Origin of the sequence: Bradyrhizobium sp. 179 (genome assembly GCF_023073535.1) — a bacterium.
GTDB lineage: Bacteria > Pseudomonadota > Alphaproteobacteria > Rhizobiales > Xanthobacteraceae > Bradyrhizobium.
The window spans coordinates 37761-53199 of the sequence record NZ_JADPJR010000081.1 but is presented as its reverse complement, the minus strand read 5'-3'; the positions used below and the strand labels follow the sequence as shown (position 1 = coordinate 53199).

Here is a 15439-nt window from a genome sequence, read left to right as displayed (position 1 = left end):
GAGCCAACGCCCCGCCATGCCACTGAAGCCCGGCCGGCTCACGTGCCCGGCCGCGACACCTCGGTTTCCTTGCTGGTGATGAACTCCAGCAGCACCGGTACGCCTTCCCGCGTTTTCTGGATGCCGCGCTTGATCGCGGGCACGATGTCCTCCGGCCTCAACACACGCTCGCCATAGCCGCCGAAGGCGCGCGCCATCGCGGCGTAGTCCCCGGAAATGTCGGTCGAGCGATATTTCTCGGTCGAGACCGGCATCACCTTCAATTCGATCGCCATAGAGAAATTGTTGAGCAAGATCGACATGATCGGGATGCGCTCGCGCACCGCGGTCTCGAAATCCATGCCCGTAAAGCCAATGGCAGCATCGCCCCAGACATTGATACAGAGCTTGTTCGGCTTTGCCAGCTTGGCGCCCATCGCGAGCCCAAGCCCATAGCCGAGCTGCGTCGTCTTACCCCAGCCGAGATAGCTGAGAGGCTCGACCGATTTCCAGAATGGCGAGAGCTGGTCGCGCGGGCTGCCGGCATCATGCGTGATGATGGTGTTGTGGATGTCGACGGTGTGCTGCAGGTCCCAGAGTACCCGATACGGGCTGAGCGGCGCATCGTTGCTGGTGAGTTTCGGCATCCATTTCGCCAGCCACTGCTCGTGCGAGGCCGCAATCTCCGCCGCGACCACAGAGGCATCACGATCGGATGTAACCGACTTGCCGATCTCCTCCAGCAGTGCATCGAACACGAGGGCGGCGTCGCCGACGAGGCCGATCCTGGCTTCCACATCCTTGTTGAGATGGTTCGGGTCGAGTGTGGAGTGGATGATGGTCTTGCCCTTCGGCATCGCGATGCCGAAATTGGTCTCGGTGAAGGAGCAGCCGACGCCGAAGATGACGTCGGCTTCAGCCAGAAACTTCGGGACCGCGCGCGGCACCGCGAGCCCGCCCGAACCGAGCGAGAGCGGATGTGTTTCCGGAAAGGACGACTTGCCGCCAAGACTGGTGGTGACGGGGATAGCCAGCCGTTCGGCCAGCCGTTTCAGTTGCGGCCACGCCTGCGCGTAATGCACGCCCTGGCCGGCATAGATCACCGGCCGTTTTGCATTCACGAGCAGGCTGGCTGCTTCCTTCACGTGAACAGGATCGGCGCCGTAGCGCGTGCGCAGCACCGGCGTGTAGTCGAGCGGCTCCGGCACCTCCTCGTTCCACATGTCGGCCGGTATCTCGACGATCACAGGCCCGCCGCGGCCGTTCTTCAGCTTGGTGAAGGCGCGGCGGAAGATGTTGGCGACCTCGGCCGCGAGGTTGATCGGCTCGGAGGATTTCGCAAATGGCTTCATCGCCTCGCTGGAATTGAAGTTCGGCTCGATATGCGCAAGCCTGCGCGGATAGCCCATCGGCAACACCAGCACGGGAACGGATTCGCCGAAACACTGCGCAACCCCGCCCATCGCGTTCTCCGCGCCCGGCCCATGCTGCATGCAGAACGCGCCGATGCTGCGCCCCGATGACACCCGCGAGATCGCATCCGCCATGTGGATGCCGACGCGCTCCTGCCTCACCATCACGGGCCGGATCTCGGCTTTCGCCGCATGCTCGATCAGATGGTTGACCGGGTAGCCGCAGAGGATCTCGATCCCCTCACGCCGCATGATTTCCGCGATTGCGGTGCCGAGTTTCATGGCGTCTCTCTCCTGAGGCTTGGCCGGTTGGCCCGGCTGATTGGAGGAGAGAGGATCAGGAAATTGGGTGAGGGTAAAGCGCGAGCAGACGGTAGTCGCGGTAGGTCAGCCATGCGGTGTGCTGCGGTAGCCCGGCTGGAGTGCAATCCGGAAAACTGCATCCGCGGAGCCACTCCCGGTGTTCGCTCCGTCTCCAAGCGGGCTACAATCTTGCCAGCCACTCAGCCGCTTTTGCCAACGGCCGAGAAACTTCCCTATTTGCAATTCTTGCAAATCGTCAGCTTTCGCTTCAACGCCTCATCGTCCTGATCAATCGATGATTGCCCCGCGAGGCCATTTGTCTCCAGATTGGAACTGGAGCCCTTTGCTGCGCGTGACCTCACGGGCGGCGTCACCTGACTTGGGGTGTCATGGTCGTCGGCGGTGCCTATGCTGAAGCCATCGTAATCGGCGGCCGGATTCGGCACCTGCGGCGCAGTGCCGATCACGGGGGGCGAAGCTTCTCTGCCGGATGCCGCCGGCGGAATTCTGGAGTTTGTTGCGCTCCCGCGTGGCGGCGATGTATTGGGCGGAGCAAGCGAAACCGGTGGCGCGGCCGAACTCTGTCCTCTGGCGCTCTCGCCCGAGCAGACGCCGACAAACATAAAACTGAGAGCCAAGAGCGCCACGCTTCTCATCCGCATCCTTCAAGCAGCTCTGGTTCATCCATTGACGGCATGGCTCGTCGAGCCATGTCGTGCCGAAGGATATCAGGACTTACATGGCCGTCAAAGCGCGGCGCTGCGAAGCTTCGCTGCGCTCGGAATGACGAGATGGGGAAGGCGGCATGCTCCGGCAAGGCGCTGCGAGCCATGCTGAAGTCAGTGCGCGGGAAGTCCGCCGCCTCAGGCGAGGGCGGCCGTTACTTCATCGACGAACTGATCGAGTTGAACTTGTTGTTGAGGAGCTGGCTGCCCGTGTTGTTCACGACGGTGACGATGGCCAATGCAATGCCGGCGGCGATCAGGCCGTATTCGATGGCGGTGGCGCCAGTCTCATCGGCAAGGAAAGACCTAAGCAAACTCATTGCCAACTCCTCTTCATCCGATCCAATGTATGGCCGCGTTGTTTTCGAACTCGTCAATCGATCGAATAGATTTTCTTCGCGCCAAAACAATTAAACCCAGGCGAGCGCGCCACTGCTTCATACGTTGCCATTCATTAAGTTAAAGTTCCCTCATCCCATCCAAATGCGCGCAATTCGGTGCACTCTCTGTGGCAGCCGCAGCGTGCGCTAGGACGGCATCATTGTGCCAGCAGGCGGCGTTTCAGCACGGCGGCGAGGCGGCCGACGAAGGCCCATCTTGCCGGGCTGCGACTGCGCCGTGTGCGCGGCCCAGTGCTCAACTTCGTCTCGCGCAGGAATACCCTGGTTCACGCGCAGAGCGCCGCATATTGGAAAACGAGGGTCTCGCTTAACGGATTATTGAGCCTGTTCGTCAAGGGGTCGGCAAGCATGCCAACCGAAGGTCGCGGCCATCGCTCTCATGCGCGCCGGCCGTCCGCATTCAGCGCCCGCAACATGGCGATGCGGGCAAACATCACCCAGCCGCCGCCGGTCTCGGCCGCATTGATCAAGGTTTCGATGGCAGTCTGCCAGTGCGCCTCGTGCTGCGCATCGTCCGGGAGCTGCATGATGTAGTCCGCCGCTTCCTGAAGCGTGAGCAAGTTGCGCTTGTTGCTCACACGAACCGGATCGTCGAACGCCGTCGACCAGGGCATGTCAGTCCGGCCGACCGGCGAGGGGGGACATCACGCGAGATCGTAAGTGTGAGGTCGCTAACCGGCCTTCTTCGTTCGCGCTGGCGCACGTACTGGCTTGTCGGCCCTTTTCGAAGCCTCTTTGGGCGCGGTTTTCGCCGCGGCGTCCTTGCCGCTCTTGCCGGCGATTGGCAGCAGCATCTCGCGCTGGCCCTCGACGCGCTTCTTCGGCTTCTTGCCCTTGACGGTCTCCTTGGCGACCCCCGCCGCGGGAGCCGTCTCCCGCTCGCTCGCGAGACTCTTCTTCAGCGCGTCCATCAGATTGATGACGTTGCCGCCGGTCTTCGGTGCCGCCTTGGCGGTGATCGGCATGCCGCTGCGTTTCTTGTTGATGAGATCGATCAGCGCGGTCTCGTAGTGATCTTCGAACAGCTCGGGCTCGAAAGCGCCGGACTTCTTCTCGACGATGTGCTTGGCAAGGTCGAGCATGTCCTTGGTCAGCTTCACGTCCTGGATGTCGTCGAAATATTCCTTTTCACTACGCACTTCGTAGGGATAGCGCAGCAGCGTGCCCATCAGCCCGCTCTCGAGCGGCTCCAGCGCGATAATGTGCTCGCGGTTGGTCAGCACCACGCGGCCGATCGCGACCTTATCCATGCTGCGGATCGTTTCGCGGATCACCGCATAGGCGTCGTGGCCCACCTTGCCATCGGGCACGAGGTAATAGGGACGGATCAGGTAGCGGCTGTCGATGTCCGCCTTCGGCACGAACTCGTCGATCTCGATCGTGTGCGTGGAGTCCAGCGCGATCTCGTCGAGCTCGTCTTTGGTGACCTCGATATAAGTGTCGGTATCGACCTTGTAGCCCTTGACGATGTCCTCCGACGTCACCTCGTCACCGGTCTCGGCATCGACCTTGAGGTACTTGATCCGGTGGCCGGTCTTGCGGTTGATCTGGTTGAAGGAGACCTTCTCGGTATCCGAAGTGGCCGGATAGAGCGCGACCGGACAGGTCACGAGCGATAGACGCAGAAAACCCTTCCAATTGGCGCGGGGGGCCATGGGCTACTCCAAACGCAACGGGGACAGACGACTAGGATACCATCAGGGCACAACGAATCATAGCAAGGCGGGTTGCTGAATCTTGCAACTGCGTTAACCGGCCGCTGGGCCTGCTCTCCTGCGGATCGAAGCGTAAAGGCCGGAACATCATATTCAATCAGGCGTTGGCTCGGGACATCGGCTGCGAGGAGGTCGCGGCTATCGAAGCGACGTCCAGAGATTGAGGGCATTATGGCAACCACGCGAGAGCGGCATCAGATCGTGGAAACTCCGACCGAGGCGCGCCAGGGCGAGCCCGGGCCTTCGGTGGCGGCGCTGCTTGCCATCTCGACGGGCCTTGCCGTCCTGATCCTCGCCGTCGTCTGGTTCGTGTTCTTCCGGACCTGACCCGGCTGGATCCGAACGCCACGGATCTTCATATTCGCCGCGTGACGCAACACTTTGCGCCCGCCATGCTGCCGGCTCGCCCGGTTGCCTGGCGGGCGCAGTCGCGTCGGCGCGTCAGAGGTCGTATATGACCAAAAAGTAACCTGGCCGGTTCCCCGCGTTCATATTGGGTTCACGCCGGAATTGCTCATCTCTGGCCGTGGTCATGCAGCCTGTTCTTGCAGCTAATCTTTGGAGAGAAGCGTGCGCCTGCTCGTTGTTGAGGACGACCCCGATCTCAATCGCCAGCTTACCAAGGCGCTGACCGACGCCGGTTACGTCGTCGACCGCGCTTTCGACGGGGAGGAGGGGCATTATCTCGGCGACAACGAGCCTTATGACGCCGTGGTGCTCGACATCGGCCTGCCGAAGAAGGACGGCATCTCGGTGCTGGAGGCCTGGCGCCGCAACGGCCGCACCATGCCGGTCCTGATCCTCACTGCGCGCGACCGCTGGAGCGATAAGGTGCAGGGGTTCGACGCCGGCGCCGACGACTATGTCGCAAAGCCGTTCCATTTGGAGGAGGTGCTGGCACGCATCCGCGCGCTGCTGCGCCGCTCGACCGGCCACGCCCAGAGCGAGCTCAGCTGCGGTCCCGTTACGCTCGACACCAGGACAGGCCGGGTCAGCGTGTCAGGCAATCCCGTGAAGATGACCTCGCACGAATATCGGCTTCTGGCCTATCTGATGCACCATTCCGGGCGTGTCGTCTCCCGCACCGAGCTGGTCGAGCATCTCTACGACCAGGATTTTGACCGCGACTCCAACACAATCGAGGTCTTCGTCGGCCGCATCCGCAAGAAGCTCGACGTCGACATCATCCAGACCGTTCGCGGGCTCGGCTATCTCCTGACCCCGCCCAGTCCCGGCGCTTGAAGCGGCTTGACGGGCGGCCCGCCAGGGGCCTTGGTCCGGTCATGACCGACGCTTTGCCATCCTGCGCCTCCCGGGATCGTTCCGATGCCCGCTAGCTCACTTGCGAACCGCCTGTTCCTCTCGGCGACCGCGTGGCTCGTGGTGATCCTGGCCATTACCGGCGTCGTGCTGTCCTCGGTCTACAAGAACGCCACCGAGCGCTCCTTCGACCGCCGTCTCAATCTCTATCTCCGCACGCTGATCGCCGAGGTCGCCACCCCCGACGAGCCGCCCGACCGCCAGTTCCAGTCGCTGGGCGAGCCCTTGTTCGACCTGCCGCTGTCCGGCTGGTACTGGCAGATCACGCGGACCGACACCGAGAAGCCGGAAGTGCGCTCCTCGCGCTCGCTCTGGGACAAGAAACTGCCGAAATTGGAAGAGCAGGGGGCCGAGCTCACCGCCGCCGGCATCCGGCTCGCCTATGTCGACGGGCCGGAAGGGCAGAACCTGCGTATGGTGGAGCGGCCGGTCGATCTGGGCGCCGACGGCAAATTTCTCGTCAGCGTGGCCGGCGACGCCACCGAGATTTTCGACGAGACGCGGAGCTTCGACTATTACCTCGGCGGCACGTTTACGGCGCTCGGCATCGTGCTGCTGCTGACGACCGTGTTCCAGGTCCGCTTCGGTCTGGCGCCGCTCAAGCGCATCTCGGAATCCATCGCCGACATCCGCTCGGGTCGGGCGGAGCGACTCGAGGGTGAATTTCCCGTCGAGATCGCGCCTCTGGCGCGCGAGACCAATGGGCTAATCGATGCCAATCGCGAAATCGTCGAACGGGCGCGCACCCATGTCGGCAATCTCGCCCATGCGATCAAGACGCCGCTCTCCGTCATTCTCAACGAGGCCGGCGCCCACGCGGCCGATCCGTTCGCGGCCAAGGTGATGGAGCAGGCCGACGTGATGCGCGACCAGGTTGCCCATCATCTGGAGCGCGCGCGCATTGCGGCACGGGTCTCGGTGGTCGCGACGGTGACGGAGGTGGCGCCCGCGATCGAGGCGCTGCGGCGGACGATGGAGAAGATCCATCGCGACCGCGGCATCGTGGTCGAGGCCAAGGCCGATCCGTCTGCGAGGTTCCGGGGCGAGCGCCAGGATCTGGATGAGATGGTCGGCAATCTGGTCGACAATGCCTGCAAATGGGCAGCCTCACGCGTCTTCATCGAGGTTGCGGTCGAGACGCCGCAACTGGCCGGCTCCGGCCCACGTCTGCGGATCATCGTCGACGATGACGGCCGCGGCCTGTCGGAGGCCGAGCGCACCCAGGTCTCCCGGCGTGGCCAGCGGCTCGACGAGTCCAAGCCGGGCTCGGGGCTGGGACTGTCGATCGTGACCGACCTCGCCGCGCTCTATGGCGGCAGCCTCTCCCTCGGCGGCGCGCCGATCGGGGGGTTGCGAGCCGAGCTGGTCCTCCCGGGATTGTAATCTCTTGTTCTCACTTGATTTTTCGCCGTGGCCGATGCTTCTCGGCAAAAGCCGGTGGCATTCGAGGCGACTTCCTAAACGGCTTCTTAAGTGGGGAGCTCCTAAGATCGCGCCCGGACGCATCCCATGTCCGCCATTTACCGTGCATGACCCGGGCGCATGAGCCAGACATCGATCGAGCGGCTGAGGGAATATCTCGCGCAGCTCCCGCCGCAGTCGCAGGCACTGCTGATGCGAGAGTTCGAGCGCGCGCTGGAGCGCGGCCAGGACACGGCTGTCGCGACCCTCGTGCTCGAGCAGTTGCGCAAGATCGTCCGCAAGACCGAAGCCGACGAAGCCCCGCCGCCGCGCACGGACGATCTGTCGCGGCTTCTCTTCCAAGTGCTGGAACCGTTCCTGGTCGAGGCGGGCGCCCCGGTCCGGGTCGGACAAATCCGCCGCTCCTCGCTGCATCCAATCTGGCAATGGCTCGGCCGTGACGGCGCCCCGGACAAAGTCAAGGAATTCGAGGCGGCGCTGGCACGCATACCGCTAGACAGTGCAGGCCAGGTCGAGGCGCTGGCCTCGAGGCTCCAGGCGGTGGCGGCGAACGCCATCCTCGAGCTGACGGGGCCAGGCGGCGGCGACAAGTCGCGCGCGCTGGCCCGTGTCGGCCCGCCCAACGTGATCGAGGACCTCTATTCAATCGGTGCGGTGCTCCAGGTTCGCGAAGCCATCGCCGCCCTGAACGAGAAGTTGCCGCGCTTCTTGCGCGTCTTCGGTGATTCCCAGATCGCCTCGGTGACGTCGGCGCTCAACATTCCAGTCCTCCAGACCCCGCAGATGCTGCCCTTCGCGCTGTCCATGGTGGTGCAGCGGATGACCGCGCCGTGGCAGATCATCCGCCTCGCCATCAAGATTGCCGCCTCGGACGACGAGATCCGCGTCGCGGCAACGCCCTATGGTGTCGCCGTCACGATCGCCCTGCACGATCTGTCCTGTGTGGCCGCGGTCCTGCGCATGGACATCAAGCGCGGCCATTTCGACAATGTCGCCGACAATCTCAAGGCGCTGCATGACGGCGTGCGCGGCCTGCGCACCGAGCTCGATCTGCGGAACGATTCCGCCTGGGGCAAGCAGTTGGTCTCGATCCGGGCCGACATCTCCAATGCGCTGCAATCCGAGATCGACAGCGTTCCCGGCCGCGTTCGTCGCATCCTGCGCCAACGCGCCGAGAAGGACATTCCGCCAGGGGCGCGAATCGACAGCACCGAGGTCGAGGAAACCGTGGCGCTGATCGATTTCGTCGCGACCTGCCGCAACTATGCGAGTGAGCTTGCGATCAACGAGGTGACGCTGCGCACCTATTCCGACCTCCAGCAATATGTCGAACGCTCGACCGAGCAACTGGTGCAGTCGCTGCGCGCCGCCGATCACAAGGTCCGCACCTATCGGCAGCAGCAGGTGCAGGCCGCGATCCGCTTCTGTCAGGTGCTGTTCGGCGACGACTACGCCTCGCTGATGAGTCGCGCGGCCGAGAATGCGGCGACGGGCGAGCGCAAATCGTCGCGCGCAAGCTGATCCGAGCGCATATTTTCGTTGTCACAATTTCTGGTTGACGGTACCGATATCGCGCCCTACGGTCGCCAGCAAGTCTGGGGAATTTCTATTTGTGGGCGCATGAAACCGGTTATCAGCTCCATCGAAATCGAGAACCGCGTCGTTGTTGCCAAATATCAGAGACTGATGGTCGGCGCGAAGGTGGTGCTGGTCGAGAAGGCAAGCGGCCGGCAATTGTCTGAAACGCTCACCAGGGTCGCGTCTCCGGTTCCAGTCGGGGCGCTGCGCATCCGATTGCCGGATGCTGTCAGGCCGGGAACATATTTCCTGAAGGCCTTCAACGGGCACGGCGAGGATGCCGCGCAGAGTGCGGACTTCGACATCGGCTAAGCTGTTGGAGTTTCTCCGTTTCGGGACCAGGCGCGGTCGCGCCGAATTGACAATTGTCAATTGCCGCCTCCTCCGGCCGTGGTGTAAAGCCACCTATGGGCGCGGATCGCGCGCCGCCGGAAGCCTGCCAGATGACGCTATGGTTCGTGTTCGCGCTGATGACAGTCGCGGCGATTTTCGCCGTGCTTCTGCCGCTCGGCCGCAGCGGAGCCGCGCAAAATCAAGGCAGCGAGATTGCCGTCTACAAGGACCAACTGGCCGAAATCGAGCGTGATCTCGGCACCGGACTGATCGCCGCTCCTGAAGCCGAGGCGGCCCGCGTCGAGATCAGCCGCAGGCTGCTCGCCGCTGCCAGCGAACCTGCCATGGCGCCGAAATCGAGCCTCAAATGGCGCCGCGCGGCCGCGGTGCTGGCGTTGGCCGGCCTGCCGCTGGTTGCGGTCGGCGTCTATATGCCGCTGGGCTCGCCCAGGCTTCAGGACTTTCCCTTGGCGCAGCGCGAGCGTGGATCCGGATCCGGGATGGCGCAATCGCTCGAGAATCTCGTCGTGCAGGTCGAGCAACATCTGGAAAAAAATCCGACTGACGGTCGCGGCTGGAACGTGCTCGCGCCGGTGCTGGAGCGGCTCGGCCGCTTCGATGATGCCGTGCGCGCCTATCGCAACTCGCTCACCTACAATGGCGAGAGCGCCGAGCGCCGGTCCGATCTCGGCGAGGCGCTCTCGGCGGCCGCCGGCGGGGTCGTGACCGCCGAGGCCAAAGCGGAATTCGAGCGTGCGCACGCGCTCGATGCCGATGATGCCAAGGCGAACTACTTCCTGGGGCTCGCCGCCGAGCAGGACGGCCGCAAGGATGATGCGGCCAATATCTGGCGCGCGCTGCTGGCGAAGGCGCCGGCGGATGCGCCGTGGCGATCTCTGGTGCAGTCCTCGCTGGCGCGGGTCGGCGGCGGCACGATGCCAGCGCTGTCGGACGAGACGATCGCAGCCTCCAAGGATATGGCCGAGGACGATCGCAACGCGATGGTGCGCGGCATGGTCGAACGCCTCGCCACCCGCCTCAAGCAGAACGGCGGCGACGTCGAGGGGTGGCTGCGCCTGGTGCGCGCCTATCTCGTGATGGGCGACCGCGGCAAGGCGGTGGGGGCATCGGCCGATGCCCGCCAGGCGGTTGCCGGCGATGCCGAGCGGCTGCGCCAGCTCAACGAAGGGCTCAGGACTCTCGGGCTCGACGGATGACGATTTCGGGACCAGACGAGCGGAGAACGGATACGCCATGACGCGCAAGCAGCGACGTATGACCATCATCGGCGGCTCGCTCGCCGTGCTTGCGCTCGCCGCCGCGCTGGTGCTCAACGCATTGCGCGACTCCATCGTGTTCTTCTCGACTCCGACCATGGTGGCCGAGAAGCACGTCGAACCCGGCAAGCGGTTTCGTCTCGGCGGGCTGGTGCAGCCCGGCTCGCTCCAGCGCGGCGACAATCTCGCGGTGACCTTCGAGGTCGCCGACGGCAACGCCAAGCTGCCGGTCGCCTACAAGGGCATCCTGCCGGACCTGTTCCGTGAAGGGCAGGGCGTCGTTGCCGAAGGCGCACTCGACGGCAACGGCGTGTTCAAGGCCGACACCGTGCTCGCCAAGCACGACGAAACCTACATGCCCAAGGACGTTGCCGATGCCCTGAAGAAGCAGGGCCACTGGAAGGACGATTACGACGCAAAGGCTTCTGAAGCCAAGGCTTCTGATGGCAAGGCTTCGGGCGGCAGCAAGCCTGCGGCCACGACGGCGCAGGGTAACCCGCAGGGAGCCATGCGGTGATCGCAGAATCCGGACATTACGCGCTGGTGCTGGCGCTCGGGCTTGCACTGATCCAGTCCGTCGTGCCGTTGATCGGTGCACGCCTGCACGACACCGCGCTGATGAACGTGGCGCGGTCCACCGCGCTGGCGCAACTGCTGTTCGTCGGGGCATCGTTCATGGCGCTCGTGATGCTGCACGTGAACTCGGATTTCTCCGTCGCCAATGTCTACGAGAATTCCCACTCGATGAAGCCGCTGCTCTACAAGATCACCGGCGTGTGGGGAAATCATGAAGGCTCGATGCTGCTATGGGTGTCGATCCTCGCTTTGTTCGGCGGGCTGGTTGCGGCTTTCGGCAACAATCTGCCGCTGTCGCTGCGCGCGCACGTGCTGAGCGTCCAGGCCTGGATCGCCAGCGCCTTCTATCTCTTCATCCTGATGACATCGAACCCCTTCCTGCGCATCACGAGCCCGCCGCTCGAGGGACGCGATCTCAATCCGGTGCTCCAGGACATCGGTCTCGCCGTGCATCCGCCGATGCTCTATCTCGGCTATGTCGGCTTCTCGATCTCGTTCTCCTTCGCCATCGCGGCGCTGATGGAGGGGCGGATCGACGCGGCTTGGGCGCGCTGGGTGCGGCCGTGGACGCTGGTGGCCTGGATCTTCCTCACGCTCGGCATCGCCATGGGCTCGTACTGGGCCTATTACGAGCTCGGCTGGGGCGGCTGGTGGTTCTGGGATCCGGTCGAGAACGCCTCGCTGATGCCGTGGCTCGCCGGCACCGCGCTGCTGCATTCGGCGCTGGTCATGGAGAAGCGCAACGCGCTGAAGGTCTGGACCATCCTGTTGTCGATCCTGACCTTCTCGCTGTCGCTGCTCGGCACCTTCCTGGTCCGCTCCGGCGTCATCACCTCGGTGCATGCTTTCGCGACCGACCCGACCCGCGGCGTGTTCATCCTGCTGATCCTCTGCCTGTTCATCGGCGGCAGCCTGGCGCTGTTCGCGGGCCGTGCCACCTCGTTGAAGCAGGGCGGCCTGTTCGCGCCGATCTCGCGCGAGGGCGCGCTGGTGCTGAACAACCTGCTGCTTACCGTCGCCTGTGCGGTCGTGCTGTTCGGCACGCTCTATCCGTTGGCGATGGAGATGCTGGCCGACTTCAAGATGTCGGTCGGCGCGCCCTTCTACAACCTCACTTTCGCGCCGCTGTTTGCCCTGTTGCTGTTCGCCGTGCCGTTCGGGCCGATGCTTGCGTGGAAGCGCGGCGATCTGCTCGGCGTGACGCAGCGCCTGCTCGCGGCGGGCGTTGCCAGCCTTGTCGCCATCGCCGTCGCCTGGGCCTGGGCGCGCGGCGGCAGCGCGCTGGCGCCGCTGGCGATCGGGCTTGGTGTTTTCGTCATCGCCGGCGCTGTCACCGACATCGTCGAGCGGACGGGCCTGGTTCGCCTGCCGTTCGCCACAGTGCTGAACCGGGCGCGTGGCCTGCCGCGCTCGGCCTGGGGAACCACGCTGGCGCATGCCGGCCTCGGCGTCGCGCTGATCGGGATCGTCTGCGAGACCACCTGGAACAGCGAATATATCGCGACGATGAAGCAGAGCGACGTCGCCCATGTCGCCGGCTACGACGTGAAGCTCGAGGGGTTGTTTCAGCGTCAGGGCCCGAACTACCGGGAGATGATCGCCGAGTTCAATGTCAGCCGCGACGGCGAGACGCTGAGCATGATGACGCCGTCCAAGCGCAGCTTCACCACGCGCGGCTCGTCCACCACCGAAGCGGCCCTGCTGACGCGCGGCGCGAGCCAGCTCTACGTCTCGCTCGGCGATGCCACCGCCGAGGGTGCCATTGCCGTGCGCATCTATTACAAGCCGATGGTGCTGCTGATCTGGTGGGGACCGGTGCTGATGGCGTTTGGCGGCGTGCTGTCGCTGTCCGATCGCCGCTTGCGGGTCGGCGCGCCCAAGCCGGCGCGGGCCAAGCAGCGGCTCCAGCCCGCGGAGTAATCCGATGCGCCGGATAAGGTTCGTGATCGTCGCGCTGATGCTGCTGGCCTCGCCTGCGGCACACGCCGTGCAGCCCGACGAGATCATGTCGGATCCCGTCAAGGAGGCGCGTGCGCGCGAACTGTCGCGCGAGCTGCGCTGCATGGTCTGCCAGAACCAGTCGATCGACGATTCCGACGCGCCGCTGGCGCGCGATTTGCGGCTGCTGGTGCGCGAGCGGATTGCCGCCGGCGACAGCAATTCGCAGGTGCTCGACTTCTTGGTCGCGCGCTATGGCGAGTTCGTGCTGCTGAAGCCGCGCTTCGAACGCCAGACCCTGCTGCTATGGCTGCTCGCGCCGCTTCTGTTGGTTGGCGGCGGCCTGGCGCTATGGCTGCAAATCCGGCGCCGCGCGCGGAGCGGTGCAGATCTGCCAGCACCGCCGCTCACGCCCGAGGAAGAGGCGCGGCTCGCCGGCTTGATGTCGGACGATGCGAAGTCGCAGTAGCTGAAAACGGGGCGCGGCCCAGAAAGCCCAACGGCCTCGAGTGGTGCCGCTGCGGAGCAATCCAGGTCACCAAAAGCTGTTCCGATACGTTTCACCGGAACTCGACTAAGTTCCTGTAGGACCAGAACTTTTAGCCTGCGTTAAACTGCCGCATCGCCGCTGCCCTTCATTACGAAAGTTTAACCCCGCCGCCAGCGCGCGGTAAGGCGGGAGCCCCCATCTTCAGGTCCGCAAGGTGCTGGCATCCGGCACCTAAAAGAATTCAAGGCCCTGGAGATTTCTGCATGACCGACCGTTCCGACCTCTCCCACCTCCCGTCCTACCGGCAGCCGCGCCGGTCGGTATTCTCCGCGCGCAAGATCGCGCTGATGGCCTCGGTCGTCGCCGGCCTCGGCGCATCCGTCTATGGCTTCAGCCCGTCGACCTCGCCGGGCGACCTGTTCTCCAGCCCGGCGCATGCGCAGGTCAACCAAGAGGTTCGGAAGGTCGAGCGTCCGATCGGCTTTGCCGACATCGTCGAGCGCGTGAAGCCGTCGGTGATCTCGGTGAAAGTGAACATGAAGGAGAAGACCGCGAGCAACGATGACGGCGATGATTCCTCCTCGCCGTTCCAGCCGGGCTCGCCCATGGAGCGCTTCTTCCGCCGCTTCGGTGGTCCGGATGGTTTCCCGGGCCTGAAGGGCGGTCGTGGCCGCGTCGTTCAGGGCCAGGGCTCCGGCTTCTTCATCTCGCCCGATGGCTATGCCGTGACCAACAATCACGTGGTCGACGGCGCCGACAAGGTCGAGGTCACCACCGACGACGGCAAGACCTATACCGCCAAGGTCATCGGCACCGACCAGCGCACCGACCTCGCCTTGATCAAGGTCGAGGGCAGCTCGAATTTCCCGTTCGCCAAGCTCGCCGACGGCAAGCCGCGGATCGGCGACTGGGTGCTCGCGGTCGGCAATCCCTTCGGCCTCGGCGGCACCGTGACCGCCGGCATCGTCTCGGCCAGCGGCCGCGACATCGGCAACGGTCCCTATGATGATTTCATCCAGATCGACGCGCCCGTGAACAAGGGCAATTCCGGCGGTCCGGCCTTCAACACCGAGGGGGAGGTGATGGGCGTCAACACCGCGATCTACTCGCCCTCCGGCGGTAGCGTCGGCATCGCGTTCTCGATACCCGCCAACACCGTGAAGAGCGTGGTGGCCCAGCTCAAGGACAAGGGCTCGGTCAGCCGCGGCTGGATCGGCGTACAGATCCAGCCGGTGACGTCTGACATCGCCGACAGCCTCGGCATGAAGAAGGCCGAAGGCGCGCTGGTCGCGGAGCCGCAGGCGAACGGTCCGGCGGCGAAGGCCGGCATCGAGTCCGGCGACGTGATCACCGCGGTCAACGGCGAGCCCGTCAAGGACGCTCGTGAGCTTGCCCGCACCATCGGCGGTATGGCGCCCGGCGCCTCGGTGAAGCTCAACGTGCTGCACAAGGGCCAGGATAAGGTCGTCAACCTCACCCTCGGCCAGCTGCCGAACACGGTCGAGGCCAAGGCCGACACCGACAATGACAGTGGCAAGGGTGCGAGCCGCGGCACCGACGTGCCCAAGCTCGGCATGACCGTTGCGCCCGCCAATTCCGTGGCCGGCGCCGGCAAGGAAGGCGTCGTGGTCACCGAAGTCGATCCGAAGAGCGCCGCGGCCGAACGCGGCTTTAAGGAAGGCGACGTGATTCTCGAAGTCGGCGGCAAGAGCGTCAGCACCGCCGCCGAAGTCCGCGATGCCATCAACACGGCGCGGACCGACAACAAGAACAGCGTCCTGATGCGCGTGAAGAGCGGCGGCCAGTCGCGCTTCGTCGCCGTGCCCATCGCCAAGGGCTGAGGCCTCAGGAGGCTTACGAGATGAAGGGTGTCGCCGGCATCAGTCGCCCCCGCCGACGGCGCCCTTCGGGGGAGCAGCGCAACGTTTGCTTCCCCTGTCTACCTTCCGGTGGAATTACGCCCCCCTCCG

Annotated in this window: 14 protein-coding genes and 1 pseudogene; 10 read left to right on the top strand and 5 right to left on the bottom strand. The window is 64.6% G+C overall.

Annotated elements, in window-relative coordinates:
• Positions 1-38 precede the first annotated feature (38 nt).
• The 5 genes and pseudogenes from IVB12_RS19980 to IVB12_RS19960 all read right to left on the bottom strand — a co-directional run.
• A pseudogene (locus tag IVB12_RS19980) lies at positions 39-1682 on the bottom strand (thiamine pyrophosphate-requiring protein); the annotation flags it as partial.
• A 245-nt stretch (positions 1683-1927) separates the two neighbouring features.
• Positions 1928-2161 carry a hypothetical protein gene (locus tag IVB12_RS38430; protein ID WP_346657719.1) on the bottom strand — a complete coding sequence of 78 codons (234 nt, stop codon included), beginning with the start codon at positions 2159-2161 and terminating at the stop codon, positions 1928-1930.
• 413 nt (positions 2162-2574) lie between these two features.
• Positions 2575-2739, bottom strand: coding sequence for a Flp family type IVb pilin (locus tag IVB12_RS19970; RefSeq protein WP_247275863.1), 165 nt, complete (start codon positions 2737-2739; stop codon positions 2575-2577).
• Positions 2740-3197: 458 nt separating this feature from the next.
• Entirely contained in the window at positions 3198-3434 is a 237-nt protein-coding gene (locus IVB12_RS19965; protein ID WP_247275862.1) for a hypothetical protein, read from the bottom strand.
• Positions 3435-3491: 57 nt separating this feature from the next.
• Complete coding sequence (locus tag IVB12_RS19960; RefSeq protein WP_247301248.1) at positions 3492-4475, bottom strand: Ku protein; 984 nt, start codon at positions 4473-4475, stop codon at positions 3492-3494.
• 231 nt (positions 4476-4706) lie between these two features.
• On the opposite strand from IVB12_RS19960, the gene IVB12_RS19955 reads away from it, so the two are divergent.
• The 10 genes from IVB12_RS19955 to IVB12_RS19910 all read left to right on the top strand — a co-directional run bounded on the left by IVB12_RS19955 (position 4707) and on the right by IVB12_RS19910 (position 15310).
• Positions 4707-4862, top strand: coding sequence for a hypothetical protein (locus tag IVB12_RS19955; protein ID WP_247275860.1), 156 nt, complete (start codon positions 4707-4709; stop codon positions 4860-4862).
• 243 nt (positions 4863-5105) lie between these two features.
• Positions 5106-5777 (top strand): response regulator transcription factor, encoded by a 672-nt coding sequence (locus IVB12_RS19950; RefSeq protein WP_128934932.1) that lies wholly within the window; start codon positions 5106-5108, stop codon positions 5775-5777.
• Between the two features lie 84 nt (positions 5778-5861).
• A complete protein-coding gene (locus tag IVB12_RS19945; RefSeq protein ID WP_247301247.1) occupies positions 5862-7238 on the top strand; it encodes a sensor histidine kinase in 1377 nt (458 codons plus the stop codon).
• A 159-nt stretch (positions 7239-7397) separates the two neighbouring features.
• The gene (locus IVB12_RS19940; protein ID WP_247301246.1) at positions 7398-8798 is read left to right on the top strand and encodes a hypothetical protein; all 1401 of its coding nucleotides are present in this window, start codon (positions 7398-7400) and stop codon (positions 8796-8798) included.
• A 99-nt stretch (positions 8799-8897) separates the two neighbouring features.
• Positions 8898-9167, top strand: a complete 270-nt coding sequence (locus IVB12_RS19935) for a hypothetical protein (protein WP_247275889.1) — start codon at positions 8898-8900, stop codon at positions 9165-9167.
• Between the two features lie 131 nt (positions 9168-9298).
• A complete protein-coding gene (gene ccmI / locus IVB12_RS19930) occupies positions 9299-10405 on the top strand; it encodes a c-type cytochrome biogenesis protein CcmI (protein ID WP_247301245.1) in 1107 nt (368 codons plus the stop codon).
• A 37-nt stretch (positions 10406-10442) separates the two neighbouring features.
• The gene (gene ccmE, locus IVB12_RS19925) at positions 10443-10982 is read left to right on the top strand and encodes a cytochrome c maturation protein CcmE (RefSeq protein WP_247301244.1); all 540 of its coding nucleotides are present in this window, start codon (positions 10443-10445) and stop codon (positions 10980-10982) included.
• Positions 10979-12961, top strand: a complete 1983-nt coding sequence (locus tag IVB12_RS19920; protein ID WP_247301243.1) for a heme lyase CcmF/NrfE family subunit — start codon at positions 10979-10981, stop codon at positions 12959-12961. The genes ccmE and IVB12_RS19920 overlap by 4 nt, the downstream gene beginning before the upstream one ends.
• A 4-nt stretch (positions 12962-12965) precedes the next feature.
• Positions 12966-13448, top strand: a complete 483-nt coding sequence (locus IVB12_RS19915) for a cytochrome c-type biogenesis protein (RefSeq protein ID WP_247301242.1) — start codon at positions 12966-12968, stop codon at positions 13446-13448.
• Positions 13449-13732: 284 nt separating this feature from the next.
• Positions 13733-15310 carry a Do family serine endopeptidase gene (locus tag IVB12_RS19910; RefSeq protein ID WP_247301241.1) on the top strand — a complete coding sequence of 526 codons (1578 nt, stop codon included), beginning with the start codon at positions 13733-13735 and terminating at the stop codon, positions 15308-15310.
• The last annotated feature ends 129 nt before the right edge of the window (positions 15311-15439 follow it).